Annotated in this window: 22 protein-coding genes and 1 pseudogene; 18 read left to right on the forward strand and 5 right to left on the reverse strand. The window is 70.3% G+C overall.

Annotation, left to right across the window (positions count from 1 at the left end):
- The first annotated feature begins 125 nt into the window (after positions 1-125).
- The 12 genes and pseudogenes from ACZ41I_RS03720 to ACZ41I_RS03775 all read left to right on the forward strand — a co-directional run bounded on the left by ACZ41I_RS03720 (position 126) and on the right by ACZ41I_RS03775 (position 12,806).
- On the forward strand, positions 126-1,391 hold the full coding sequence (locus ACZ41I_RS03720; RefSeq protein ID WP_468513060.1) for a sensor histidine kinase: 1,266 nt from the start codon (positions 126-128) through the stop codon (positions 1,389-1,391).
- Positions 1,388-2,065, forward strand: a complete 678-nt coding sequence (locus ACZ41I_RS03725) for a response regulator (RefSeq protein WP_399773583.1) — start codon at positions 1,388-1,390, stop codon at positions 2,063-2,065. The genes ACZ41I_RS03720 and ACZ41I_RS03725 overlap by 4 nt, the downstream gene beginning before the upstream one ends.
- A gap of 66 nt (positions 2,066-2,131) precedes the next feature.
- Positions 2,132-2,650 (forward strand): annotated as a pseudogene (locus tag ACZ41I_RS03730) (efflux RND transporter permease subunit); the annotation flags it as partial.
- A 242-nt stretch (positions 2,651-2,892) separates the two neighbouring features.
- Positions 2,893-4,128 (forward strand): cytochrome P450, encoded by a 1,236-nt coding sequence (locus ACZ41I_RS03735; RefSeq protein ID WP_399773580.1) that lies wholly within the window; start codon positions 2,893-2,895, stop codon positions 4,126-4,128.
- Between the two features lie 72 nt (positions 4,129-4,200).
- On the forward strand, positions 4,201-5,562 hold the full coding sequence (locus ACZ41I_RS03740; protein WP_399773578.1) for a cytochrome P450: 1,362 nt from the start codon (positions 4,201-4,203) through the stop codon (positions 5,560-5,562).
- Positions 5,559-6,626, forward strand: a complete 1,068-nt coding sequence (locus tag ACZ41I_RS03745; RefSeq protein ID WP_363218094.1) for a polyprenyl synthetase family protein — start codon at positions 5,559-5,561, stop codon at positions 6,624-6,626. Before ACZ41I_RS03740 ends, ACZ41I_RS03745 begins: the two co-directional genes overlap by 4 nt.
- 8 nt (positions 6,627-6,634) lie before the next feature.
- Positions 6,635-7,726, forward strand: a complete 1,092-nt coding sequence (locus tag ACZ41I_RS03750) for a terpene synthase family protein (protein ID WP_363218095.1) — start codon at positions 6,635-6,637, stop codon at positions 7,724-7,726.
- Positions 7,723-9,087, forward strand: a complete 1,365-nt coding sequence (locus tag ACZ41I_RS03755) for a cytochrome P450 (RefSeq protein ID WP_363218096.1) — start codon at positions 7,723-7,725, stop codon at positions 9,085-9,087. Before ACZ41I_RS03750 ends, ACZ41I_RS03755 begins: the two co-directional genes overlap by 4 nt.
- Positions 9,084-9,317 carry a ferredoxin gene (locus tag ACZ41I_RS03760; protein ID WP_363218097.1) on the forward strand — a complete coding sequence of 78 codons (234 nt, stop codon included), beginning with the start codon at positions 9,084-9,086 and terminating at the stop codon, positions 9,315-9,317. Before ACZ41I_RS03755 ends, ACZ41I_RS03760 begins: the two co-directional genes overlap by 4 nt.
- Positions 9,318-9,529: 212 nt before the next feature.
- Positions 9,530-10,141 (forward strand): response regulator transcription factor, encoded by a 612-nt coding sequence (locus tag ACZ41I_RS03765; RefSeq protein ID WP_363218098.1) that lies wholly within the window; start codon positions 9,530-9,532, stop codon positions 10,139-10,141.
- Between the two features lie 221 nt (positions 10,142-10,362).
- Positions 10,363-11,604 (forward strand): phthiocerol/phthiodiolone dimycocerosyl transferase family protein, encoded by a 1,242-nt coding sequence (locus tag ACZ41I_RS03770; RefSeq protein ID WP_399773571.1) that lies wholly within the window; start codon positions 10,363-10,365, stop codon positions 11,602-11,604.
- Entirely contained in the window at positions 11,601-12,806 is a 1,206-nt protein-coding gene (locus tag ACZ41I_RS03775) for a cytochrome P450 (RefSeq protein ID WP_363218100.1), read from the forward strand. The genes ACZ41I_RS03770 and ACZ41I_RS03775 overlap by 4 nt, the downstream gene beginning before the upstream one ends.
- A gap of 62 nt (positions 12,807-12,868) precedes the next feature.
- On the opposite strand, the gene ACZ41I_RS03780 is transcribed toward ACZ41I_RS03775, so the two are convergent.
- Positions 12,869-13,624 carry an SDR family NAD(P)-dependent oxidoreductase gene (locus ACZ41I_RS03780; RefSeq protein WP_468323496.1) on the reverse strand — a complete coding sequence of 252 codons (756 nt, stop codon included), beginning with the start codon at positions 13,622-13,624 and terminating at the stop codon, positions 12,869-12,871.
- A 125-nt stretch (positions 13,625-13,749) separates the two neighbouring features.
- Between ACZ41I_RS03780 and ACZ41I_RS03785 the strand changes: the two genes are divergently transcribed.
- Together ACZ41I_RS03785 and ACZ41I_RS03790 are read left to right on the forward strand one after the other, a co-directional pair.
- The gene (locus ACZ41I_RS03785; protein WP_363218102.1) at positions 13,750-14,760 is read left to right on the forward strand and encodes a 3-oxoacyl-ACP synthase III family protein; all 1,011 of its coding nucleotides are present in this window, start codon (positions 13,750-13,752) and stop codon (positions 14,758-14,760) included.
- Positions 14,757-15,536, forward strand: coding sequence for an SDR family oxidoreductase (locus tag ACZ41I_RS03790; RefSeq protein WP_399773562.1), 780 nt, complete (start codon positions 14,757-14,759; stop codon positions 15,534-15,536). The genes ACZ41I_RS03785 and ACZ41I_RS03790 overlap by 4 nt, the downstream gene beginning before the upstream one ends.
- A gap of 63 nt (positions 15,537-15,599) precedes the next feature.
- Here the strand turns inward: ACZ41I_RS03790 and nadA are convergent, their stop codons facing one another.
- The gene (gene nadA / locus ACZ41I_RS03795; RefSeq protein WP_468513061.1) at positions 15,600-16,784 is read right to left on the reverse strand and encodes a quinolinate synthase NadA; all 1,185 of its coding nucleotides are present in this window, start codon (positions 16,782-16,784) and stop codon (positions 15,600-15,602) included.
- A gap of 270 nt (positions 16,785-17,054) precedes the next feature.
- On the opposite strand from nadA, the gene ACZ41I_RS03800 reads away from it, so the two are divergent.
- Positions 17,055-17,411, forward strand: coding sequence for an iron-sulfur cluster assembly accessory protein (locus ACZ41I_RS03800; RefSeq protein WP_028422454.1), 357 nt, complete (start codon positions 17,055-17,057; stop codon positions 17,409-17,411).
- Positions 17,412-17,475: 64 nt separating this feature from the next.
- On the opposite strand, the gene ACZ41I_RS03805 is transcribed toward ACZ41I_RS03800, so the two are convergent.
- Entirely contained in the window at positions 17,476-19,197 is a 1,722-nt protein-coding gene (locus ACZ41I_RS03805) for a hypothetical protein (RefSeq protein WP_468513062.1), read from the reverse strand.
- 101 nt (positions 19,198-19,298) lie between these two features.
- Positions 19,299-19,520 (reverse strand): hypothetical protein, encoded by a 222-nt coding sequence (locus tag ACZ41I_RS03810; RefSeq protein WP_399773553.1) that lies wholly within the window; start codon positions 19,518-19,520, stop codon positions 19,299-19,301.
- A 128-nt stretch (positions 19,521-19,648) separates the two neighbouring features.
- On the opposite strand from ACZ41I_RS03810, the gene ACZ41I_RS03815 reads away from it, so the two are divergent.
- Positions 19,649-20,623 carry a carbohydrate kinase family protein gene (locus tag ACZ41I_RS03815; RefSeq protein WP_363220233.1) on the forward strand — a complete coding sequence of 325 codons (975 nt, stop codon included), beginning with the start codon at positions 19,649-19,651 and terminating at the stop codon, positions 20,621-20,623.
- Between the two features lie 45 nt (positions 20,624-20,668).
- Here the strand turns inward: ACZ41I_RS03815 and ACZ41I_RS03820 are convergent, their stop codons facing one another.
- A complete protein-coding gene (locus ACZ41I_RS03820) occupies positions 20,669-22,048 on the reverse strand; it encodes an aminotransferase class V-fold PLP-dependent enzyme (protein WP_468513063.1) in 1,380 nt (459 codons plus the stop codon).
- Between the two features lie 281 nt (positions 22,049-22,329).
- On the opposite strand from ACZ41I_RS03820, the gene ctaC reads away from it, so the two are divergent.
- Together ctaC and ACZ41I_RS03830 are read left to right on the forward strand one after the other, a co-directional pair.
- A complete protein-coding gene (ctaC, locus tag ACZ41I_RS03825; RefSeq protein ID WP_363220235.1) occupies positions 22,330-23,289 on the forward strand; it encodes an aa3-type cytochrome oxidase subunit II in 960 nt (319 codons plus the stop codon).
- The coding region (locus ACZ41I_RS03830) for a cbb3-type cytochrome c oxidase subunit I (protein ID WP_468513064.1) at positions 23,286-23,575 on the forward strand (290 nt) is incomplete at its 3' end. The genes ctaC and ACZ41I_RS03830, both read left to right, overlap by 4 nt.

Consider the following 23,575-nt stretch of genomic DNA (forward strand, 5'->3'; position numbering starts at 1 on the left):
CCGGGGCGGCACAGGCGGACGCTGGGGTACCCCCTCCGGGGGAGGCACCTTCAGCGAGCAGCGCCCGGTCCCACCCCCGACCGGCACCAGTACAGGGCACCGCACGGCACCCGTACTGTTCACCCGTGAGTTCCGCCCGCACGCTCGACCGCGCCCGCTGCAGCCTCAAGGCCCACCCCTGGGCCCTGGACGCGTCCATCGCCGCAGGCGCCCTCGTGTGCATGGTCGCCGGCTCGTTCGTCGTCCCCCGCGGAGCGCACGGCGTCACCTGGGGCGTCCGCACCCCCGACCCCCTCAGCCTCCTGCTCATGCTCCTCGCCGCGGTAGCGCTCGTCCTCCGCCGCCGCGCCCCCAAGACCGTCCTCGCCACCACCGGCGCCCTCTCGGTGATCGAGTGCGTCACCGGCGACCCACGCGCCCCGGTCACGATGTCCGCCGTCATCGCCCTGTACACCGTCGCCGCGACCACCGACCGCACCACCACCTGGCGCGTCGGCCTGCTCACCATGACCGTGCTGACGGCCGCCGCCATGCTCGGCGGCCCGCTGCCCTGGTACGCGCAGGAGAACCTGGGCGTGCTCGCCTGGACCGGCATCGGCGCCACCGCGGGGGACGCCGTACGCAGCCGGCGCGCGGTCGTCCAGGCCATCCGGGAACGCGCCGAGAGAGCCGAACGCACCCGCGAGGAGGAGGCCCGCCGCCGCGTCGCCGAGGAGCGGCTGCGCATCGCCCGGGACCTGCACGATGTCGTCGCCCATCACATCGCCCTCGTGAACGTGCAGGCCGGGGTCGCCGCGCACGTCATGGACAAGAGGCCCGACCAGGCCAAGGAGGCCCTCGCCCACGTCCGGGAGGCCAGCCGGTCCGCGCTCGACGAGCTGCGCGCCACCGTCGGACTGCTGCGGCAGTCCGGTGACCCGGAGGCACCGACCGAGCCCGCACCCGGCCTCAGCCGCCTGGAGGAGCTGGCCGCCACCTTCCGCAACGCGGGACTGCCGGTACACGTGGCCCGTGCCGACCAGGGCACCGAACTGCCCGCCGCCGTCGACCTGGCCGCCTACCGGATCGTCCAGGAGGCCCTGACCAATGTGCAGAAGCACGCCGGGTCCGAGGCCAGGGCCGAGGTCAGCGTCGTCCGGGTCGGGACGCACATGGAGGTGACCGTGCTGGACGACGGGGCGGGCGCGGCCGGGGTGCCCGGGGCGGGCGGCGGGCACGGACTGCTCGGCATGCGCGAGCGGGTCACGGCCGTCGGCGGCACCCTCATCACCGGACCCCGCTTCGGCGGCGGCTTCCGCGTCCATGCGATCCTGCCCCTCAAGACCCGTACCGAGAGCCGTACGGAGAGCCGTACGGAGACCCGTACGACGGCCCCGGGGGAGCCCGCATGACGATCCGTGTCCTGCTCGCCGACGACCAGGCACTGCTGCGCAGCGCGTTCCGGGTACTGGTCGACTCCGAGCCCGACATGGAGGTCGTGGGGGAGGCCGCCGACGGCGCCGAGGCGGTCCGGCTGGCCAAGGAGCAGGCCGCCGACGTGGTCCTCATGGACATCCGGATGCCCGGCACGGACGGGCTCGCCGCCACCCGGCTGATCAGCGCCGACCCCTCCCTGGCGGAGGTCCGCGTGGTCATCCTGACCACCTTCGAGGTGGACGACTACGTGGTCCAGGCGCTGCGCGCGGGCGCCTCCGGCTTCCTCGGCAAGGGCAGCGAGCCGGAGGAGCTGCTCAACGCCATCCGGGTCGCGGCGGGCGGTGAGGCCCTGCTGTCTCCCGCCGCCACCAAGGGCCTGATCGCCCGCTTCCTCGCCCAGGGCGACGACGACGGCCGCGACCCCGCCCGCTCCGAGCGGCTCGGCGCGCTCACCGGCCGGGAGCGGCAGGTGCTCGTCCAGGTCGCCGGCGGCCACTCCAACGACGAGATCGCCGAGCGCCTGGAGGTCAGCCCGCTGACGGTGAAAACGCACGTCAACCGGGCCATGGCCAAGCTGGGCGCGCGCGACCGGGCACAGCTCGTGGTGATCGCGTACGAGTCGGGGCTGGTGCGTCCGCGGATGGACTGATCTCCACCCGGGCGTACTGCGGGTCTCCACCCCGGCGTACTGCGGGCTGAGCAGGGCCCGGACAAGGAGCTGAAGGCGCTGCGCCTCGGCCCGGTGAAGCCGGGTGACATCGCCACGGTGAAGCTGGTGGACGGCCCGGTGTCGCTGACCCGGATCGACGGCCGGCGCTCCGCCACCGTCACGGCCGGGCCGACGGGTGACAACACGGGCGCGATCGGCACCGAGCTCCGGTCGAAGATCCTCCTGGTCTCCGTCCCGTTCGCGGCGACGGGCGCGATCGGCCTGCTGGTCGCCCCCGGCACCCCGAGGGGCGTCCCGGCGATGATCGGCATGCTGATGCTGATCGGCATCGTGGTGACGAACGCGATCGTGCTGATCGACCTGATCAACCAGTACCGCGGACAGGGTTACGGCGTCGTGGACGCGGTGATCGAGGGCGGCCGCCACCGCCTCCGCCCCATCCTGATGACGGCGCCCGCGACGATCTTCGCCTTGCTTCCCATGGCCCTGGGTGTCACCGGCGAGGGCGGCTTCATCGCCCAGCCTCTCGCGGTGGTCGCCATCGGCGGCCTGATCACGTCCACGCCGCGGACGCGGAGCCCGCAGGGGTGCAGCGGCCCGCGGGCGGCTCTCACGGAGGTGCGGCTTCCTGGTCCGGCGACCAGGAAACCGCACCTCCTCGTCTTTGGCCGGGCACGCGGATCCTGGCCTCTCGGCGGAAGACACCCGTATCGCCGGTCGGTGATCCTTTAATCCGATCGTGCGGGCGAGATCCTGCCGCCACCGGCGGTCGGCGACCGCCCGAATACAGGAGGAAAGCGCTCCCGATGTCGCCCGACCCTTCCGCCGCAGAACTCTTCGACCCCATGTCGCCGGAATACACCGCGTGTCCTTACGCGGCATTCGCGCGCGCCCGAAAGGAACAGCCGGTCGCCCACCAGACCGCGCTGGACGAATGGATCGTCACCGGACGCGCGGAAATCGAGGCCGTCCAGCGGGACCACGAGCATTTCACGAGCCGCTACAACCTCGACGGCTCCTATCCCTTCTGCCCGGAGGCGAAGGAGATCCTGGACGACTCCCTGTTCTTCCGGGTCGCCCTCTACAACGTGGACCCGCCCGCCCACACCCGGTTCCGGAATCTCATCAGCGAGTACTTCACCCCGCGCGCCCTGCGGCGCCGTGAGGCGTCGATCCGGGAGATAGCCAAGCGGCTCGTCGCCGACATCACGGCGAAGGACGGCTGCGATCTCCTCCAGGAATTCGCCTACCCGCTTCCGATGACGGTGATCTGCGACATCATCGGCATCCCGGAGGAGGACCGGGCCACGGTCAAGCAGTGGAACAACGAGTGGCTCGCCCTGCAGGTCGTCCCGCTGCCGCCGGAGCAGCAGGTGCACTGCGCCGGCAACGTGGTGACGTACGAGAAGTACGTGCTCGGCCTGCTGGAGCAGCGCCGCCAGGAGCCCGCCGACGACCTGCTCACCGAACTGGTGCGGGCCGCCGACGCGGACGACCCGGTGTGCACGGTCGAGGACGCCGTCGTCGCCCTGCGCGTGATGATCGCGGCGGGGCACGAGACCACCACCAACCTGATCTCCAACGCGGTCCACCAGCTGCTGCGCGACCGCGCGTTGTGGGAGCAGATCGTCAAGGACCCGGAGCTGGTCCCCGCCGCCGTGGAAGAGGCGCTGCGCTTCGACTCCTCGGTGCAGGGCGCGCCTCGCGTCGCCACCAAGGCCCTGCGGGTCGGCGACACCGAGGTCCCCGAAGGGGCCAGGCTGCGCGTGATGTTCGCCGCCGCCGGACGCGACCCCGAGTGGGTCGACGACCCCGACACCTTCCGCCTCGACCGGCAGGGCCCGCCGCGCCACCTCGGCTTCGGCCACGGCATCCACTTCTGCGTGGGAGCCTCCCTCGCCCGCCTGGAGTCGCAGATCGCCCTGCAGACGCTGGTGGAGGCGCTGCCCGGACTGCGCCTCGCGGACGGCTTCGAGCCCCGGTACCTGCCGGGCGGATTCGTCTTCCGAGGCCTCGCCGAGCTGCCCGTCACCTGGTCCTGACCCGCGCCCGGCCGTCCTGCATCCCCTCGACGTACCCCCCTCTACGTCCCACCCACGGAGGCAAGAAGAACCATGGCACTCGCGACCGCCGCACCGTCAGTTCCTCCGATGCCGGGGCGCATTCCGCTCGCGGGCCACGCCGTACAGATGTTCCGCAACCCGCTCAGGTTCTTCCAGAGCGTCAGCGAGCAGGGCGGCCTGGTACGGATCTGGCTCGGCACCAAACAGGCCTATGTGGTCAGCGACCACGACATGCTGTACGACATTCTCGTCCGCAAGGCCAAGTCCTTCGAAAAGGGGATGCAGTTCGACCAGGCGCGCCCGCTGCTCGGCAACGGAATCCTGCTGTCCGAGGGTGATTTCCACCGCCGGCAGCGCCTGCTCATGCAGCCGGCCTTCCACCACGAGAAGATCGCCACGTATGTCGACGTGATGCGCGAGTCGGCGACCGACGTGTTCGACACCTGGCGGGACGGCCAGCGCGTCGGCATGTACAACATGTTCTACGAACTCGCCGTACGCATCGTCATCAAGGCGCTGTTCTCCACGGACATGGTGGAACAGGACGTGGCCGAGGTCTACAAGTCCATGCCGATCGTGATTTCCGGTGTGGAGAAGCGCGCGGCCATTCCGCCCGGCCTGCTCGACCGCATTCCCAACAAGTCCAGCCGGGAGTTCCACAGCGCGATCGGCCGGCTCTACTCGATGGGGCGGCGCATCATCGCCGACTACCGGGCCAAGGACAAGGGCATCGGCGAGCGGCCGGACGACCTGATGAACCTCCTCTTCACCGCGCGTGACGAGGGCAACAAGTCGATGACCGACAAGCAGATCCAGGACGAGTTCATGACGCTCCTGACGGCGGGGTCCGAGACCACGCCGAGCGCCATGAGCTGGACCTGCATGCTGCTCGGCCGCCACCCCGAGGTGCAGCGCCGGATGCAGGAGGAGGTCGACGAGGTCGTCGGCGACCGTCCGGTCGAGGCCGGCGACCTGCGCGCCCTGGACTACACCCGGCGGGTCATCCAGGAGGCGCTGCGGCTGTACCCGCCGGTGTGGGCGCTGGGCCGCAAGTGCGTGAAGGCCACCGAACTCGGCGGTCACCTCATCCCGGCCGGCACCGAGGTCCTGTACTCCATCTACGCCGTCCACCACGACCCGAAGGTGTACGACAACCCGGAGGCGTTCGACCCCGACCGCTGGCTGCCCGAGCGGGCCAAGGAGGTGCCGCGCAGCGCGTTCATGCCGTTCGGCGCGGGTGTCCGCAACTGCATCGGCGAGTCCTTCTCCTGGTTCGAGACCCAGACCGTCCTCGCGACCCTGCTGCAGCGCTGGTCCGTGCAGCCCATCACCGGCGAGCCGGTGAAGCCGATCGCCATGGGTGCCCTCGTTCCCGGGGAGCTGCCCATGAAGGTCGTCAGGCGCGACAGGTGACCCTCACCGACGCGCTGACGGAAAGCGCGGCCGTCACGGCGCGGGTCGACCGGAGTCTCGAGTGCTTCCTGCAGCGGCGGATCACTGACGAGCCCGACCCGGCGGCCCGCCAGGTGCTCGTGGTCCTGCGGGACTTCATCCTGAACGGCGGCAAACGGATCCGCCCCCTGTTCTGCTACTGGGGGTGGCGCGGCGCCGGCGGATCCGCGGACGACACCGACCTCGTCGCGGTGGCCGCCGCGCTGGAGCTGTTCCACACCGCGGCCCTGATCCACGACGACATCATCGACCACAGCGATCTGCGGCGCGGCCGGCCCACCGTCCACCTGTCCCTCGACAAGTGGCACGCCGAACAGGACTGGCAGGGCGAGAGCCAGGCGTTCGGGCACCACGGTGCGCTGCTCGCCGGGGACGCCTGCCTGGTCTGGTCGGAGGAGATCTACCACGACAGCCCCCTGGTGGTACAGGACGAGCGTGCCCGCCGGCTGTTCGCCCGGCTGCGCATCTCGGCGCTGTACGGGGAGTTCCTCGACCTCGTCGGCGAGGCACGGGGTGGCGACCTCTCCGACGCGCTGAAGATCGTCCGACACAAGACGGCGAGCTACACCATCCGTTATCCCCTGCAGATCGGTGGGGCGCTGGCCGGCGCGGACGAGGCGCTGCTCGCGGCGTACGACACCTTCGGCTTGTTGCTGGGCGAGGCCTTCCAGCTGCGCGACGACATGATCGGCCTGTTCGGCGCGCCCGAGCTGACCGGCAAGGAGCCGCTGGACGACGCCCGCAAGGGCAAGCCGACCGCGCTCATCACGGTCGCCCGGAACATGGCGGACCCCGCGCAGCACGCCCGGCTGGACCTGCTCTACGGATCCGAGTGGCTCGGTCTCGACGACCTCGCCGAACTGCGGGACGTGGTCCGCGCGACCGGAGCGCCCGCCGTCATCGAGCGGATGATCGGCGAGCGGCACACCGGAGCGGTCCAGGCCCTGCGCGGCGCCGGCCTCCAGCCTCCCGCGCTGACCGAGCTGGAGTCGCTGGCGGCAGCCTGCGTGCATCGTGAAAGGTGAATGACCGGATGTCGACCATCCCGAAGCCGTTCTCGGACGGCACGGAGATCTATCTCCCAGAGTTCCCCTATCTGCTCCCCGCGTGCAGCCACCCGCAGACGGAGGACATCCGGCGGGAGTCGGACGCCTGGGTCCGCGAGACCATGGGCTTCGCCATGGACGACCCCCGGGAGATGGACCTCCTCCTGGAGGAGACCGCCTCCCTGTGGACCTGTCTGGTGCTGCCCACGGCCCGCGAGGACCGGCTGCGCCACCTGTGCAAGTACACCGAGTACCTCTCGGTGTTCGACAACGCGATGGTGGACCGGGACAAGCTCGGCAAGGACCCCGCCGCGGCCCAGGAACTGTTCGTCCTGCTGGCAGGCATCCTCGACGAGCAGGCCGACGGCACCGAGATGTGGGGCTCGGTCCTCCAGGGACTGTGGAAGGAGATGCGCGCGGACATGCCGCCCGCCGTGTGGGACCGGTTCCTCGCGGAGGTGCGGCGCTTCCTCGCCGGGTGCGTCCACGAGATCACTTCCCGCACGGAGGACCGGGTCTTCGACTACGACACCTACATAGGCGTCCGCAAGGACAGCGTCGGCATGGGCATGTACTTCGTGCTCGGCGAGTACGGGCTCGGCATCGACCTGACCGAGGACCTTGAGCGGCACGCGGAACTGCGCGAGATCATCGACATCGCGCTGGTGCACATCATGCTGACGAACGACATGTTCTCCTTCCGGGCCGAGGCGATGATGGACGACTACGTCAACGCCCTCTCGGTCCTGCGGCTGAGCGAGGGACTCGGCCTCCAGGAGGGTGTGGACCGCCTGTTCGCCCTCATCGACGGCAAGCGGGCCGAGTTCATGAAGGCCAGGGCGGCCATCGAGGCGGGCGAACTGGGCCGCCGCGACGACATCCGCGCCTACCTGGACGCGCTGTGGCACATGATGGCCGGCAACCTCCAGTGGTCGTACCTGACGTCCCGTTACAACGGGCCGGGGCACCGGTGGAACGGTGTCCGCTCCGGGATGCTCACCCTGCACCTGGACCGCACCGTCTACAGCGACCGCGCCTACTGCCGGCTGGCCGCGCCGACCTCGGAGGCGCACGCGTGAGCGTCTCGTACACGACCGCCCCCGGGCGGGTGCCCGGACTCGGCCATGCACTGGCCCTGATGCGCGGCCCGCTGGGCTTTCTGACCTCGCTGCGCGCCCACGGCGACCTGGTCCGCGTGGACCTGGGCCCGATGCCCTCGCTGTTCGTGACCTCACCGCCGCTGATCCACGCCCTGCTCACGGACCGCAAGGATCTGCTGGACAAGGGCCGGTTCTACGACAAGGTCCGCCCGCTCACCGGCAACGGCGTGATCCACGCCTACGGCGACGAGCACCGCCGCCAGCAGGCCATGATCAAACCCTCGTTCCACCGTGACGAGATCACCCGGTACGTCGAGGTGATGCGCGAGGTCACCGAGGAGAAGACCGCGCACTGGCGGGCCGGCGACGAGATCCCGGTGGACAAGGCCATGCGGGACATCACCTTCAACATCCTGGCCCGCACCATGTTCGGCTCGGTCGTGGACCGGGCCGCGCACGAGGAGCTGGCGGCGATCCTGCCCACCGTGCTGGAGGCCATCATGTGGCGCACGGTGTCGCCGGGCGACCTGCTGGAGAAGCTGCCGCTGCCCATGAACCGCCGCTTCGACGCGGCCTTCGCCCAGCTCCGCGAGGCGATCAGCCGCGTCATGCTGGCCTACCGGCAGGGCGCCGCCGAACCCGGCACGGCGGGCATGCTGTCCATGCTGCTCGCGGCCCGTGACCCGGAGACCGGACGTCCGATGACCGACGAGGAGCTGTGCAACCAGATCGTCTCGGTCACCATGGCCGGCTCGGAGACCGCCGCCACCGCCATGGCCTGGCTCTTCTACGAGCTGGCCCGGCACCCGGAGATGGCGGAGCGGGTGCGCGCGGAGGTCCTGGAGGTCGTCGGCGAGCGGGACTTCGAGATGGCCGACGTCGGCAACCTGCCCTACAACCGGCGGGTGTTGCAGGAGCTCATGCGGGTCCGGCAGCCGATCCTCGTCATCTCCCGGCGCGCCGTACGGGACTTCCCGCTGGGCGGCGGCCATGTGAAGGCCGGCACCGAGCTGTTCTACAGCCCGTACGCCGTGCACCGCGACCCCGACCTCTTCCCCGACCCGCTGCGCTTCGACCCGGACCGCTGGCTGGACATGCCGGTCGCACGTCTCCCCAAGGGCGCCTACACACCGTTCGGGGCGGGTCCCCGGCACTGCATCGGCGAACAGTTCGCCTGGGCGATGATGCATGTGGTGCTGGGCACGATCGTCCGCCGTTGGCAGCTGACGCTCGCCGACGGAGTCAAGGTCAAGGAGATGCCGTGGGCCACGGTCAACCCCAATCACATGCCTATGACGGTGTCGCCGGTCCGGCGCCGGGAGCCGGTGGCCTGTCCGTGACCCTGCGCATCACCGTCGACCTGGACCGCTGCTGCGGCTCGGGCATGTGCGCGCTGAGCGCGCCGGAGATATTCGACCAACGGGACACGGACGGCCGCGTGATCCTCCACGAGCATTTTGCGCCACCCGGCAGCGAGAAATCAGTCAAGATCGCGTCGGACAACTGCCCGTGCGAGGCGATTTCCGTGACAGACGTGGTACTGGGCGAGCGCGAACGGAGAAATGAATGAAAGCGTACATATTTGCGATGTGATCGAGTCGAGGTGGCTGAACTCTTGTGTGGCGCACCGGCGTTCGATTAGCCTGCCTGAGGTTGACGGTACGAGGTAGGGGGAGCCCATTGCCGGTCAGTCTCACGGGTAAGAGTCGGTTCCATTCCATACGGAACCCGGTCGATGTCATGGTGTGCGACAGTCATCCGCACGCACGATTCGGTTTGAAAATGCTGCTCGCTCAGGACCCGGGAATCTCCGTGGTCGCGGAAGCGGCGGACGAACGACAGGCGGTGAAGGGGGTTGCCGAATTCCGACCCGATGTCGTCCTGCTGGAGGCCGGGCTGACCGAACTGGTCCAGGAACTGGACCGGGCCGTCTCCAGCCCTCCTGCCACCGTTGTCTACGGCATCGAGGCGATGAGCCCCGAGCGACTGGCCGACCTGGTCAGAGGCAATGTGCGCGGAGTCGTCCACCGCAACGCGGCCAACGACGACGTCGTCCACGCCGTCCACGCGGTCGTGGATGACGGCGGCTTCGCCTCCTCGGAGCTCACCGCCTGTCTGCTGCAGGCCGTCCGAGCAGGCTGTACGCCCCCGGGAGTGGACCACCGCTTCCGGGACCTGCTCACCGAGCGCGAGAACGGCGTCCTCGCCCTGCTCTGTCAGGGGCTGTCCAACAAGGCCATCGCGACGGCCCTGTGCGTCACCGAGAAAACTGTCAAGTTCCATGTCTCCAACGTGCTCGCCAAGTCCGGCGTCAGCACGAGAGCCCAGCTCATCGCCGCCATGGGCTCCTTCACCACGCCCCACGGCCATTCCATCGGAGCCCGCGGCGCCTGACCCGTTCCACGCGGCGTTCACCACACTGGTCGATGGTCCAGGTCCCAGCTCGGCGAGCCCGGCCCGGAGACGGGCTCGCGGACCTGGTTCTTGGGCGGAAGACACCTCGGGTGACGTCCGGAAATACTGAGGTCACGCGTTCCGTGAGAATTCTTGCCGAACCAATTCGGAACGCCGGCGCACGGTATTTTACTGGACGGCTCCGATGGGAATGAGTCTTGATGTCACGGCTGCGGTACCTGGATCCCAGCGAGGCTTATCACGCGTTTGTCGACTGGTCCGGTTCTTATTCGATAGCCGCCGCCGGCGCAGTGGACCCGGGCCGACTCATCCAGGCGTTCAAGGCGCTGTGCCATGCGGTTCCACTCCTGACGGGAAATCTCGGACGGGACGAGAACGGCTATTTCTTCCGGATTCCGCCCGGTCGGCTGCCCGAGGTCACCCTGCGGGAGACCGACGGCACACCCGAGGACGAGGAGGCCGTCTACCTGGCCGAGATGGCACGCCCGCTGGACTCCACCGAGCAGCTGTGCCGGCTCGTCCTCGTGCGCTCCGAGCACAGCGCGCGCATCATCCTCGTCCTGCACCACAGCATGATCGACGGGCGCGGCGGCGTCACCCTGCTCGAGAAGCTGTGCCGCAACTACACCGCGCTCACCGAGGGCCGGACATCGCCCTACGCCACCCCCGCGGCCCCGGCCCAGCTGTCCGCCGAGACCCTGCTGAAGGACCGTCACACGGCCGGTGTCGTGGAGAGCGCGGTGGACCGGGACGCACTGCGCGCGGCCCTGGCCGCTGCCCCCTCCCCGGAGCCGCTGCGGGTGGTGCCCCAGCGGCTGCGGCTCGACACCGAGGACACCGCCCTGCTGCGGGACGTGCTGCGCGCCGACTCCTTCTCGGTGCACGGCTTCGTGGCGGGCGCCGCGACCGTCGCCGTACGCGAGGGACGCCCTGGCGCGGACGCCCTGGACCTGGTCTGCGGCTGCCCGGTGGACCTGCGGAACCGGACCGAACCGGTGGTGACCGTCGAGGAGTCCACCAACTTCGTCAGCGGCGTCGAGACGGCCGTCTCCGTCCCGCGCGGCGCCGATCCGACCGAAGTCGGCCGGGTCATCAAGGAGCGCCTCGACAAGGCCATCGACGACGGCGAGGCCGAGCGCGCGATCCTCCAGGCCGGCCAGTTCGCCGCCGCCGAACCCGTCTCCGTCGACCTCGTCGTCACCAATCTCGGTCCCATCCCCGAGTTCACCGCACCGCGGGGTCTGCGCATCACGGACTTCCGCGGCTACACCACGACCACCATGCACGGCCTGCTGCTGTTCGTCGTCACCTCGTACGACGGCCGGCTCAGCATCGAGATCACCTCGCCCGAGGGCCTGCTGTCCGCAGCGGAGCGCACGGCCCTCGCGGAGCGCACCGCGGAACTGCTCCGCGCCCGCACCACGAACCAGGAGCGCGTATGACCCAGCAGGAAACCACGCCACCCCGTATCCCCACGGCACGGGTCCACCCGCTGGATCCCCCGCCGGAGCTGTCCGAGATGCGCGGGCGCTGCCCCGTGGCCCCGCTGACCTATGCCGACGGCCATGAGGGCTGGATCGTCACCAGCCACCAGCTGGCCCGGCAGGTGCTGTCCGACTCCCGGTTCAGCTCGAACCCGCGCATCCGGCACTCCGCGGTGCATGACGTCCTGGGCGACGGCCAGCCACCCGAGGAGGACGTGCCCGGCATGTTCGTCGGCATGGACCCGCCGGAGCACACCAAGTACCGGCGGCTGCTCACCGGCGAGCTGAGCACCCGCCGGATGCGGGAGATGGAACCGAAGATCGCCGCGGTCGCGAACGAGTTGATCGACCGGATGCAGGCGGACGGCGCGGACACCGCGGACCTCGTCACCGCGTTCGCCATGCCGCTGCCGTCCCGGGTCATCTGCGATCTCCTGGGAATTCAGTACGCCGACTGGCAGGACATCCAGCCCGTCTCCGAGAAGATGCTGCGCATCGACTCCTCCGCCGAGGAGGTGAAGGACTGCTACCGCATCATCTTCGAATTCCTCGCGAATGTCGTGGCGCTCAAGCAGAAAGAGCCCGGCGACGATCTGCTGAGCGGACTCGTGCAGTCGGCGGAACTTTCCGATGTGGAACTCACCAGTGTGGCGTTCCAGCTTTTCACCGCGGGCCACGAGACCACCGCGAACATGTTCTCGCTGGGCACCTACACCCTGCTGACCCACCCGGACCAGCTCGCCGCCCTGCGCGCCGACGCCGGACTGATGAACAGCGCCGTCGAGGAACTTCTGCGCTATCTGACCGTCATCCAGTTCGGCATCTCGCGCGGCGCGGCCGAGGACGTGGAGCTGGGCGGGGAGACCGTGCGCGCCGGGCAGACCGTCACCGTGTCGCTGCCCGCCGCCAACCGGGACCCCGAGCGCTTCACGGACCCGGACCGCTTCGACATCGCGCGCGTGCCCTCCGGCAACGTGGCCTTCGGCTTCGGCGTGCACCAGTGCGTGGCCCAGCAACTGGCCCGCGCCGAGTTGCGGATCGGCTTCCAGGTCCTGCTCGACCGGCTGCCCCGACTGCGCCTGACGGTCCCGGCGGACCAGGTGCGGATGCGGGACGGCGCCATCGTCTACGGATGCCAGGAACTGCCGGTCGCGTGGTAGCTGCACGGCGCGCGGGGCCAACCGATGCCCGCCCCGCGCGCCGTGCGAACGGCCCGGCCGGCTCAGCGGGCCGGCAGCCGCAGGCCGGCGTCGAGCCGGATCGTCTCGCCGTTGAGCATGGGGTTGCGGAGGATGTGGAGCACCAGCTCCGCGAACTCCTCCGCCGCTCCCCACCTGCGCGGATGAGGCACCAGTCCGGCGAGTTCGGCCTTCTTGTCGGCGGGCAGCACATCGGCCGCCGGGGTGTCGAACAGCCCCGGGGCCACGGTGACCACCCGGATCAGCAACGGCCCGAGGTCCCGGGCCAGAGGCAGGGTCATGCCGGCCACTCCGGCCTTGGAGGCGGCGTAGGCGGCCTGCCCGATCTGGCCGTCGAACGCGGCGATGGAGGCGGTGTTGACGATGACTCCGCGCTCTGCGGAGACCGGCTCATTGGCCGCCATCGCGTCGGCGGCCAGGCGGACGACGTTGAAGGTGCCGATCAGATTGGCCTCGATCACCTCGGTGAACTCCTTCAGGGGGTGCGGACCGGAGCGGCTCACCACCCGCGCCGCGTGCGCGCGGCCCGCGCAGTTCACCACGGCCCGCAGCGCCCCCTGCTCGACGGCGGCCCCGACGGCCCGCTCCACATCGCCCTCGACAGCGACGTCCCCGGGCACGAACACCGCCTCGCCGCCCAGCCGCGAGACCGCCTCCTCACCCCGCTCCCGTGAGCGGCCGACCAGCACCACCCGCATGCCGTCGGCCTGCAGCCGCTGTGCGGTCGCGAGACCCAAACCCGAGGTTCCGCCGGTGATGAGAGCAACGGCACGAGACATGAGGACCTTTCCTGGAAACGGAGCCGAAACGCGGCAGGATTATTTAATCGTGAGTGACCGTGCAATACAAGGCAAGCCTTTTGGAAAGGGGTGTGCGGACGGTGTGGAATACTGCTCCGGTATCCGTGGGCATTCGGTCGGTAGGGCGTTTTGTGCCCGACCTCGAGATATCGAACGAAGAAATCGTCGCCCGTTTCGACACCAGTGACGAATGGATTCGGACCAAGCTGGGAATCACCACGCGCCGGGTGGCCCGGCCCGGCCAGCTGACCTCCGACCTCGCGGTCGGGGCGCTCCAGGACGCCTGCGCCCGCGCGAGCATCGCCCCGGAGACCATAGACCTCGTCATCTGCTGCACCGGCACCCCGGACCACATGCTGCCGGCCATGGCCGCGGCCGTGCTGCGCAAGGCGGGCCTCTTCGACATCAGGGGCTTCGACATCAACGCGGGCGGCTGCGCGGGCGGCGTGTTCGCGCTCGACGTCGGCGTGAAGTACATCCGCTCCGGGGAGTACAACCGGGTCGCCGTCGTCATCGCCGACACGGTCGCCCAGTGCCTGGACCCCGAGGACCGCACCGGGCACGCCATCTTCGGTGACGGCGCGGGCTGTTACCTGCTGGAGGCGTGCCGGGACGGGCAGGGGGTCGGGCCCACGCTGATGCGCACCAAACCGGAGCTGTACTACACGGCCTTCACGGAGCGTCTGGACCCGCCCGAGGGTCTGCCCAACCGCTTCAGCGGGCCCAACTACATGCGCATGGACGGCGGGGGAGTGCGCGACTTCGCGCTGGACGTCATCCCGGACTTCGTCGAACAGGTCGTCAAGGCGGCCGGGACCACGCTGGACGACGTCGACCTGATCGTCTCCCACCAGGCCAACCCGACACTGCTGCGCCGGCTGGTCCGCGAACTCGGCCAGCCGGAGAGCAAGGGCGTCGTCGTGGCGGACCGGCTCGGCAACACCAGCGGGTCCAGCGTGATCCTGGCCCTGTGGGAGGCCGTCGAGTCGGGCCGGCTGCGCCCCGGCGACGAGGTCCTGCTGGTCTCGTTCGGCTCGGGCATGAGTTACGGCGGCACGGTGCTGCGCTGGTGCGGGCCGGAGGACTTCGGCGCCGGGCGGAGGGATGCCGCGTGAGCGGACGTACGGGATCGGACCAGGTCACCCTCGTCACGGGCGCCTCCCGAGGCATCGGGCGGGCCGTGGCGGTCACGCTCGCCCGGCGCGGGGGCCATGTGGTGATCAACTACAAGCAGGACGAGGAGGCCGCGCACAGCGCCCTGGAGGAGGTGGAGAAGGCGGGGGGAGAGGGCAGCCTGTGCCGGGCCGACGTGGAGGACCCCGGGCAGATCGCGGAGCTGTTCGCCTTCGTCGAGGAGCGGTACGGCCGGCTCGACCACCTCGTCGCCAACGCGGCGGCGGGTCCCGCGAAGACCGTTGAGCAGGTGGAACTGCGCCACCTCGCGCGCAGCCACGCCATGAACTCCCAGTCCTTCGTGGTTGCCGCCCAGCACGCCGTCCGGCTCATGGACCGCGGGGGACGGATCGCGGCCGTCTCGTCGCTGGCCGCCGGGCGTGCCATCCCCGGATACGCGGCCATCGGCGCCCAGAAGGCGGCCCTGGAGGCCTGGGCCCGCTACTTCGCGGCCGAGCTGGCGCCCAAGGGTGTCAACGTCAACGTGGTGACCGGCGGGATGATCACGACGGACTCCCTGGGCCACTACCTGAGGGCCACCGGCCTGACCGCCGACGACATCGTCCCGCACATCCCCAAGGGCCGCCCCGGCTCCCCCCAGGAGGTCGCCGACGCCGTCGACTTCCTGCTGTCGCCCGCCGCCGAGTACATCACCGGCCAGAACCTGGTGGTCGACGGCGGCCTGAGTATTTCGGCACCGTTCTGCGGGCATCCCTGACGACGACGCCCCCGGCCGGCCGAAGAGGCCGGCCGGGGGCCGTGGACTCCTGGGGCTCTCGGACTACGGCAGCGCCAGCATCCGCTCCAGCGCCAGCTTCGCGAACGCCTCCGTCTCCTTGTCGACCTCGATCCGGTTGACCAGGTTGCCCTCGGCCAGGGACTCCAGGGCCCAGACCAGGTGCGGCAGGTCGATGCGGTTCATGGTCGAGCAGAAGCAGACCGTCTTGTCGAGGAAGACGATCTCCTTGTCCTCGGGCGCGAAACGGTTCGCCAGCCGCCGGACCAGGTTCAGCTCGGTGCCGATGGCCCACTTGGAGCCCGCCGGGGCCGCCTCCAGGGCCTTGATGATGTACTCCGTCGAGCCGACGTGGTCCGCGGCGGCGACGACCTCGTGCTTGCACTCGGGGTGGACGAGGACGTTCACGCCGGGGATGCGGGCGCGCACGTCGTTGACCGAGTCCAGGCTGAAGCGGCCGTGGACCGAGCAGTGGCCCCGCCACAGGATCATCTTCGCCGCGCGCAGCTCGTCCGCGGTCAGGCCGCCGTTCGGCTTGTGCGGGTTGTAGACCACGCAGTCGTCCAGGGACATGCCCATGTCCCGGACGGCGGTGTTGCGGCCCAGGTGCTGGTCCGGCAGGAACAGCACCTTCTCGCCCTGCTCGAAGGCCCAGTCCAGCGCCCGCTTGGCGTTGGACGAGGTGCAGATCGTGCCGCCGTGCTTGCCGGTGAACGCCTTGATGTCCGCCGAGGAGTTCATGTACGAGACGGGGACCACCTGCTCGGCGACCCCGGCCTCCGTCAGCACGTCCCAGCACTCCGCCACCTGCTCGGCCGTCGCCATGTCGGCCATGGAGCAGCCGGCGGCGAGGTCGGGCAGTACGACCTTCTGGTCGTCGGAGGTGAGGATGTCCGCCGACTCGGCCATGAAGTGCACACCGCAGAAGACGATGTACTCGGCCTCGGGGCGCGCGGCCGCGTCCCGGGCCAGCTTGAAGGAGTCACCCGTGACGTCGGCGAACTGGATGACCTCGTCGCGCTGGTAGTGGTGGCCGAGCACGAAGACCTTGTCGCCGAGCTTCTCCTTGGCCGCGCGGGCGCGCTCGACCAGGTCGGGGTCGGACGGCGACGGCAGGTCACCGGGGCACTCGACGCCCCGCTCGCTCTTCGGGTCGGCCTCACGGCCGAGCAGCAGCAGGGCGAGCGGAGTCGGCTGCACGTCGAGCTCCGGGGTCTGGGCGGTGGTCACGACACGCACCCTTTCTACTTTTCGTCTAACTGACGCTATCTATCATAACTGGTTCACGTCAGTTTGACGATGGCCATAGCGTCGATGTGACGTGAATCCCGCCCGACTCCCCGCAAGGTCCCTCCACAGGCCGCTGCCGGTGCTCACGGGCATGTGCGAGCATGAAGAGAAGGAAAAACGCGACAGGACTGCCCGGCCCGGAATGAATCCGCGGAAGCGCCGGTTGCACTCGTCGGCAAGCAGTCTCCGTACAACCCGGGAGAGATGTAGATGTCCGTATCGGACGAGACCACCACCGTCACCGACGGCATCATCCTGACCGACGCCGCCGCGGCCAAGGTCAAGGCCCTGCTCGACCAGGAAGGCCGTGACGACCTCGCGCTGCGTGTCGCCGTCCAGCCCGGCGGCTGCTCCGGCCTGCGCTACCAGCTCTTCTTCGACGAGCGCTCGCTCGACGGCGACGTCGAGAAGGACTTCGGCGGGGTCAAGGTCGTCACCGACCGGATGAGCGCTCCCTACCTGGGCGGCGCCACCATCGACTTCGTGGACACGATCGAGAAGCAGGGCTTCACGATCGACAACCCGAACGCGACCGGCTCCTGCGCCTGCGGCGACTCCTTCAGCTGAGCCGACGGTCTGAAAAGGCGGCGACCCCGGCACGGGGCCGCCGCCTTCGTCGTACGCCGGGAGGCTAGCGAGTCCGTGCCGGCGTGTGGGGACGCAGTGCCCCCGGCTTGCCCTGCGGAATACGGCTGCCGTCGGCACCGACCACCGTCCGCCCGTCCAGTGGCGCAGCCAGCCGTACCGTCTTCACGTACTCCTTGGCGATCAGCACACACACCTTGTCCGGCCGGCGATGCTCGGTCACCGTCACGGTCACCCGCTCGCCGCTCTCCTTCGCGGCCACCTCGTAGTCGGCACACACCCCGCCGTAGAAGCTCACGGTCAGCTCCCGATCGTCGGCCAGGTAGCCGGTCACCCGCACGGTCCGGGGCGTCGGCGTCCCGGAAGCCGACGGAGCCGGGGGCGTGGCCGCCGAGGCCAGATACCGGGGATCGACCGCCGGATACGCAACGGTGGACGCGCCCTGGCCGGCCGGCCCCCGCACCTCGAACAGCCAGGACGGCACCAGCGTCTGCCGCCCGGCGACGGAGTGCGAGGCCAGCCCGAAGACCGCCTTCTCCACGGTGACGGTGTCGGTGCCCGGGTCCGCTCCCTGCTTCGGCACGCCCGTGGACTCCCCGCAGGGCCGCTCCAGCCGGTCCTTCAGCGGCATCGGGCTGGCACAGCCGCCGATCCCCATCCGGTGGTCGCCCTTCGGGGCCGCGTTCATCAGCTTCAGCGTCTTCCCGGCACTCAGCACGGGATACGTGTCGCCCTTCGCCGGAGCCCCGAGCAGTCCGTGCCCGCCCACCAGCTCACCCCGCCGGTCCACGGTCAGGCCGGTCGTCCAGCCGTACGTCGGCAGCCCGCCGACCACCGGATCGGCGTTGACCACCCGCTGGCTGCCCATGACCTGGCTCGCGTCGATCTTCGCGTCGTCCAGACCGGCCGCCTTCAGCACCGGCGCGGCGGCCCCGGTCGCCTTCGCCACGCTCACCGCGGTGCCCGCGGGGGCCATCGGGTCGTGCACGCAGAGCACACCCTTCCTGCAGTCGTCGGTGCCCGGCGCATACCGGCTGTAGGTCCAGCTTCCCGGCGCGTCCCGGTTCACCTGGAGGCTCGGCCCGGAGCCGTCCTTGCCGCCGACCCGCCAGATCCGCCCCTCGGCCACCGGAGCGCCGCCGACACCGAGCGCCCTGGCCAGCCGGACCACCGCGTCCTTGCCGACCTGGCCCTCCGGGACGTACACCGGCGCGGAGCCGGGCCCGGCCGGCAGATCGCCCCGGGCCATGTACGTCGCCCCGTACGGGTCCGGTTCGCCCGGGGCGATACCGCCCGTGCCGCTCCAGCCGTCCAGGGCGAGCGGCCCGGGAGGGGCACCGTCGCCGGGGGTACGGCCTCCGGCGTCACTGCTCGCCGCGAGATAGGCGCCACCGCCGCCGACCAGCAGCACGGCGGCGGCGACGGAGACGACGGCGAGCCGCGACCGCCGCCGCCCGGCACGCCCACCCTCCATGTCGCTCTCCGGGCCGCCGGGCCCCTCAGCGCGGACAGCCGCCTCAGAGCCATCAGCGACCTCAGCGCCGACAGCGGCCTCAGCGCCGACAACGTCGTCCGCGTCGTCCGTGCTGTGCTTGCCGTCGTCCTTCCCGGGCGCGCCGTCCTCCGTCGCGATCGTCGGCTCGGGCTTTCCCGAGTCCTCGGCTCCCTCGGAGCCCTCCTGGCTCCCGGCACCCCCAGGGCCCACGGCGCTCTCGGGCTGCTCGGAGCCCTCGGGGTGCTCGCGGTTCTCGGGTCGCTCGGTGTTCACCGCATCGCTCCTCGCTGGTCGTATCCCGCATCCCCCGCCTGGGGGACGGCGATGGGACGCGCGAGGGGAGCGTGCGGTTCCCTGCGGAGTGCGCCCGCGCGTCAGTCGCCGTAGTCCGACATCGCGTCCAGCAGCCGCGCGGACCGCGCCGGCACGTTCACCCCGTGAATCAGGGACGGCGGCACCGGCCGTGACGTCGCGTGCTCGGGAACCGTCCAGTGCGGAGCCATCCGGGCGCAGTCGCCGCGCAGCGCTGCGAGGCCGCCGTCGAGGTCGCCGTCGAGGTCGGCCGGGGCGGCGGAGCGGAACTTGAGGTTCGTCATGACCGCACCGTAGGCCTGCTCAAGCCGCGAAGAAAGATCTACTATCGGGTAGTTTCGCCACCTACAGCCCCGGCAGCCGACCGGGTAGCGTGAACTGTCAATCCAGCCTCCCGCAGGAGAATGCCGACGTGCGCATCGCAGTCACCGGCTCCATCGCCACCGACCACCTCATGACCTTCCCCGGCCGTTTCGCCGACCAGTTCGTCGCGGACCAGCTGCACACGGTCTCGCTCTCCTTCCTGGTCGACAACCTGGACGTGCGCCGGGGCGGCGTCGGCGCCAACATCGCCTTCGGCATGGGCCAGCTCGGCACCAGGCCGATCCTGGTCGGCGCCGCCGGCTTCGACTTCGACGAGTACCGGTCCTGGCTCGACCGGCACGGCGTGGACACCGACTCGGTCCGGATCTCCGAGACCCTGCACACCGCCCGCTTCGTGTGCACCACCGACGCCGACCACAACCAGATCGGCTCGTTCTACACCGGTGCGATGAGCGAGGCCCGGCTCATCGAGCTGAAGACCGTCGCCGACCGTGTGGGCGGCCTCGACCTGGTCGTCATCGGCGCCGACGACCCGGAGGCGATGCTCCGCCACACCGAGGAGTGCCGCTCCCGCCGGATCCCCTTCGCCGCCGACTTCTCCCAGCAGATCGCCCGGATGGAGGGTGAGGAGATCCGGATACTGCTGGACGGCGCGACGTACCTGTTCTCCAACGAGTACGAGAAGGGCCTCATCGAGTCCAAGACCGGCTGGAGCGAGGACGAGATCCTGGCCAAGGTCGGCCACCGCGTCACCACGCTCGGCTCGCGGGGCGTGCGCATCGAGCGGGTCGGCGAGGACCCGATCGAGGTCGGCTGCCCGGAGGAGGAGCGCAAGGCCGACCCCACGGGTGTCGGCGACGCCTTCCGCGCGGGGTTCCTGTCGGGACTGGCCTGGGGCGTCTCGCTGGAGCGCGCCGCTCAGGTGGGCTGCATGCTGGCGACGCTGGTCATCGAGACCGTGGGGACGCAGGAGTACCGGCTGCTCCGCGGGCACTTCATGGAGCGATTCACCAAGGCGTACGGGGACGAGGCCGCGCAGGAAGTCCAGGCCCACCTGAGCTGAGCTGCGGCTTTTCGTCTGCCACCCAGCCCCGCACCCCGAGGCCGGTCAGCTCGTCCGGCGGACCAAGTACGCCGTACCTCCTTCCGCCGGCTCCTCCCCGACGTACTCCTGCCCCCGCATCTCGCACCATGCCGGGATGTCCAGGCGGGCCGCCTCGTCGTCGGAGAGGACCCGTACGGTCCCGCCGACCGGCACCTGACCGAACACCTTCGCCAGTTCGATGACCGGGACGGGGCACCGCTTGCCGAGGGAGTCGACGAGCACCTCCCCGGGACCCTGCTGGGCGGCCGGTGCCGCCGGTGCGCCCAGCTTCTCCCGGACCCCCGCCACCGCCCCCGGCAGCACCGCGAGGAACCGCTCCACGTCCTCCTCGGCCGCCCCCATCGGCAGGGACACCCGTACGTTCCCCTCGCTCAGCACCCCCATCGCCCTCAGCACATGGCTGGGCGTCAGGGTGCTGCTCGTGCAGGACGAACCGGAGGAGACCGAGAAGCCCTCCCGGTCCAGCTCGTGCAGCAGGGCCTCGCCGTCGACGTAGAGGCAGGAGAAGGTGACGATCCCGGGCAGCCGCCGCTCGGGGTCGCCGACGACCTCCACGTCCGGTACGGCCTGCGGTACCCGCGTCCGGATCCGTTCCGTCAGCTCCCGCAGCCGTACCGCCTCCTGGGCCGCCTCGGCCCGTACCGCCCGCAGGGAGGCCACCGCCGCCACGATCGCCGGGATGTTCTCGAACCCGGGCGCCCGCCCGGACTCCCGCTCGTCGGCGGGCCCTTGGGCGGCGAACCGCACCCCCTTGCGCACGACGAGCAGTCCGACCCCGGACGGCCCGCCCCATTTGTGCGCACTGGCCGCGAGCAGCGACCAGTCGCCCCCGACGGGCCCCCACCCCAGCGACTGCGCCGCGTCCACCAGCAGCGGCACCCCGGCGCCCCGGCACACCTCGGCCACCTCGGCGACCGGCTGCGCGGTGCCCACCTCGTGGTTGGCCGACTGCAGACACGCCAGCGCGGTGTCCGGGCGCAGGGCGGCGGCGTAGTCCGCGGGGGTGACGGCTCCGGCCCGGTTGACGGCCACTCGGGTGACCGCACCGCCATCGGCCTCGAACACCTCCGCCGCGTGGAGCACGGAGGAATGTTCGACAGCTGACACGACAAGGTGACGCCCAACCCGCCGCCGCCCGGCCAACGCCCCTGCGATCCCGCTGTGCAGGGCCCGGGTCCCCGACGACGTGAACACCACCTCGTCCGCCCGGCACCCCACGGCCTCGGCAGCTGCCTCCCGCGCCGCGTCCAGCAACATCCGGGCCCTGCGTCCCTCCCGGTACAGCCGTGCAGGATCGGCCCATCCCTCATCCAAAGAGGCCAACAGCGCCTGACGGGCCACGGGATGGAGGGGAGCGGCGGAAGCAGCGTCAAAGTAGGCCATACGGCAACGCTAAACCGCCGGTCGGGGCAGCGCCTCAAAGGGGCGCGGGGCTGCGACATCAGCGGCTCCGCCGCGGGGCGCGACCAGCCACAACGGGCCCGCAGCCGCCAATTCAGCGAACCACCCGAGTCAGTAGGCACCCCTCCCCGCGAACCCCTGGAGAGGGTGGGCTAGGGTTTGGTCCGCATAAACATCCAAACCCCTGCCCGACGCAGGGCGGCGACCGACCAGCGAGAAGGCCGCAGCCGACCGCGCGGGCGAGACTCTCGGGAAGGCGCTACGTGAGTCCCAACGGCTCCGACCGCTCGCCGCGGCGCCCGATGCGGCGGAAGCTGCTGCAGGCACTGACCGCGGGCCTGGTCCTGGCGACCGCAACCGGTTGCACATACAAGGACTTCCCCCGCCTTGGCATGCCCACCCCGACCACGGAAGAGGCTCCGCGGATCCTCTCGCTGTGGCAGGGCTCCTGGGCTGCCGCGCTCGCCGTCGGCGTGCTGGTGTGGGGCCTGATCCTGTGGAGCGCCATGTTCCACCGGCGCAGCCGCACCAAGGTCGAGGTACCTCCGCAGACTCGGTACAACATGCCGATCGAGGCCCTGTACACAGTGGTCCCGATCATCATCATCTCGGTGCTCTTCTACTTCACGGCCCGGGACGAGTCCAAGCTCCTGGACCTCTCCAAGAAGCCCGACGTCACGGTCAACGTGGTCGGCTTCCAGTGGAGCTGGGGCTTCAACTACGTCGAGAACGTCCCGGGTGTCTCCGGCGACGCCAAGACCGACAAGAACCTGGACGCCATTCCGGACCGGTTCAAGAAGGACTTCCCGGCGAACGCCGGCGGTGTCTACGACGTCGGTACCCCGGGCACGCGGAACCCGGACACGAACAACCCCGGTCCGACGCTCTGGCTGCCCAAGGGCAAGACGGTCCGCTTCGTCCTGACCTCTCGTGACGTCATCCACTCCTTCTGGGTGGTGCCGTTCCTGATGAAGCAGGACGTCATCCCGGGCCACACCAATGCCTTCCAGGTGACCCCCAACCACGAGGGCACCTTCCTCGGCAAGTGCGCCGAGCTCTGCGGTGTCGACCACTCGCGCATGCTGTTCAACGTGAAGGTCGTCTCCCCTGCGGCGTACCAGAAGCACCTCCAGGACCTCGCCAAGAAGGGGCAGACCGGTTACATTCCCGCCGGCATCGCGCAGACGAGCCACGAGAAGAACCGGGAGACGAACAACCTGTGAGCATCCTCAACGAACCCCAGGGTGCCGCGGCAGCTGAAGGCGCGTACGCGGACGAGCTGCCGGTCAGGCGCAAGCAGCCCGGCAATGTCGTGGTGAAGTGGCTGACGACCACCGATCACAAGACGATCGGGACGATGTACCTCACGACGTCGTTCGCGTTCTTCCTGATCGGCGGCGTGATGGCGCTGCTGATGCGCGCCGAGCTGGCCCGTCCGGGCCTGCAGATCATGTCGAACGAGCAGTTCAACCAGGCGTTCACGATGCACGGCACGATCATGCTGCTGAT

The organism is Streptomyces sp. NPDC030799 (genome assembly GCF_055572255.1).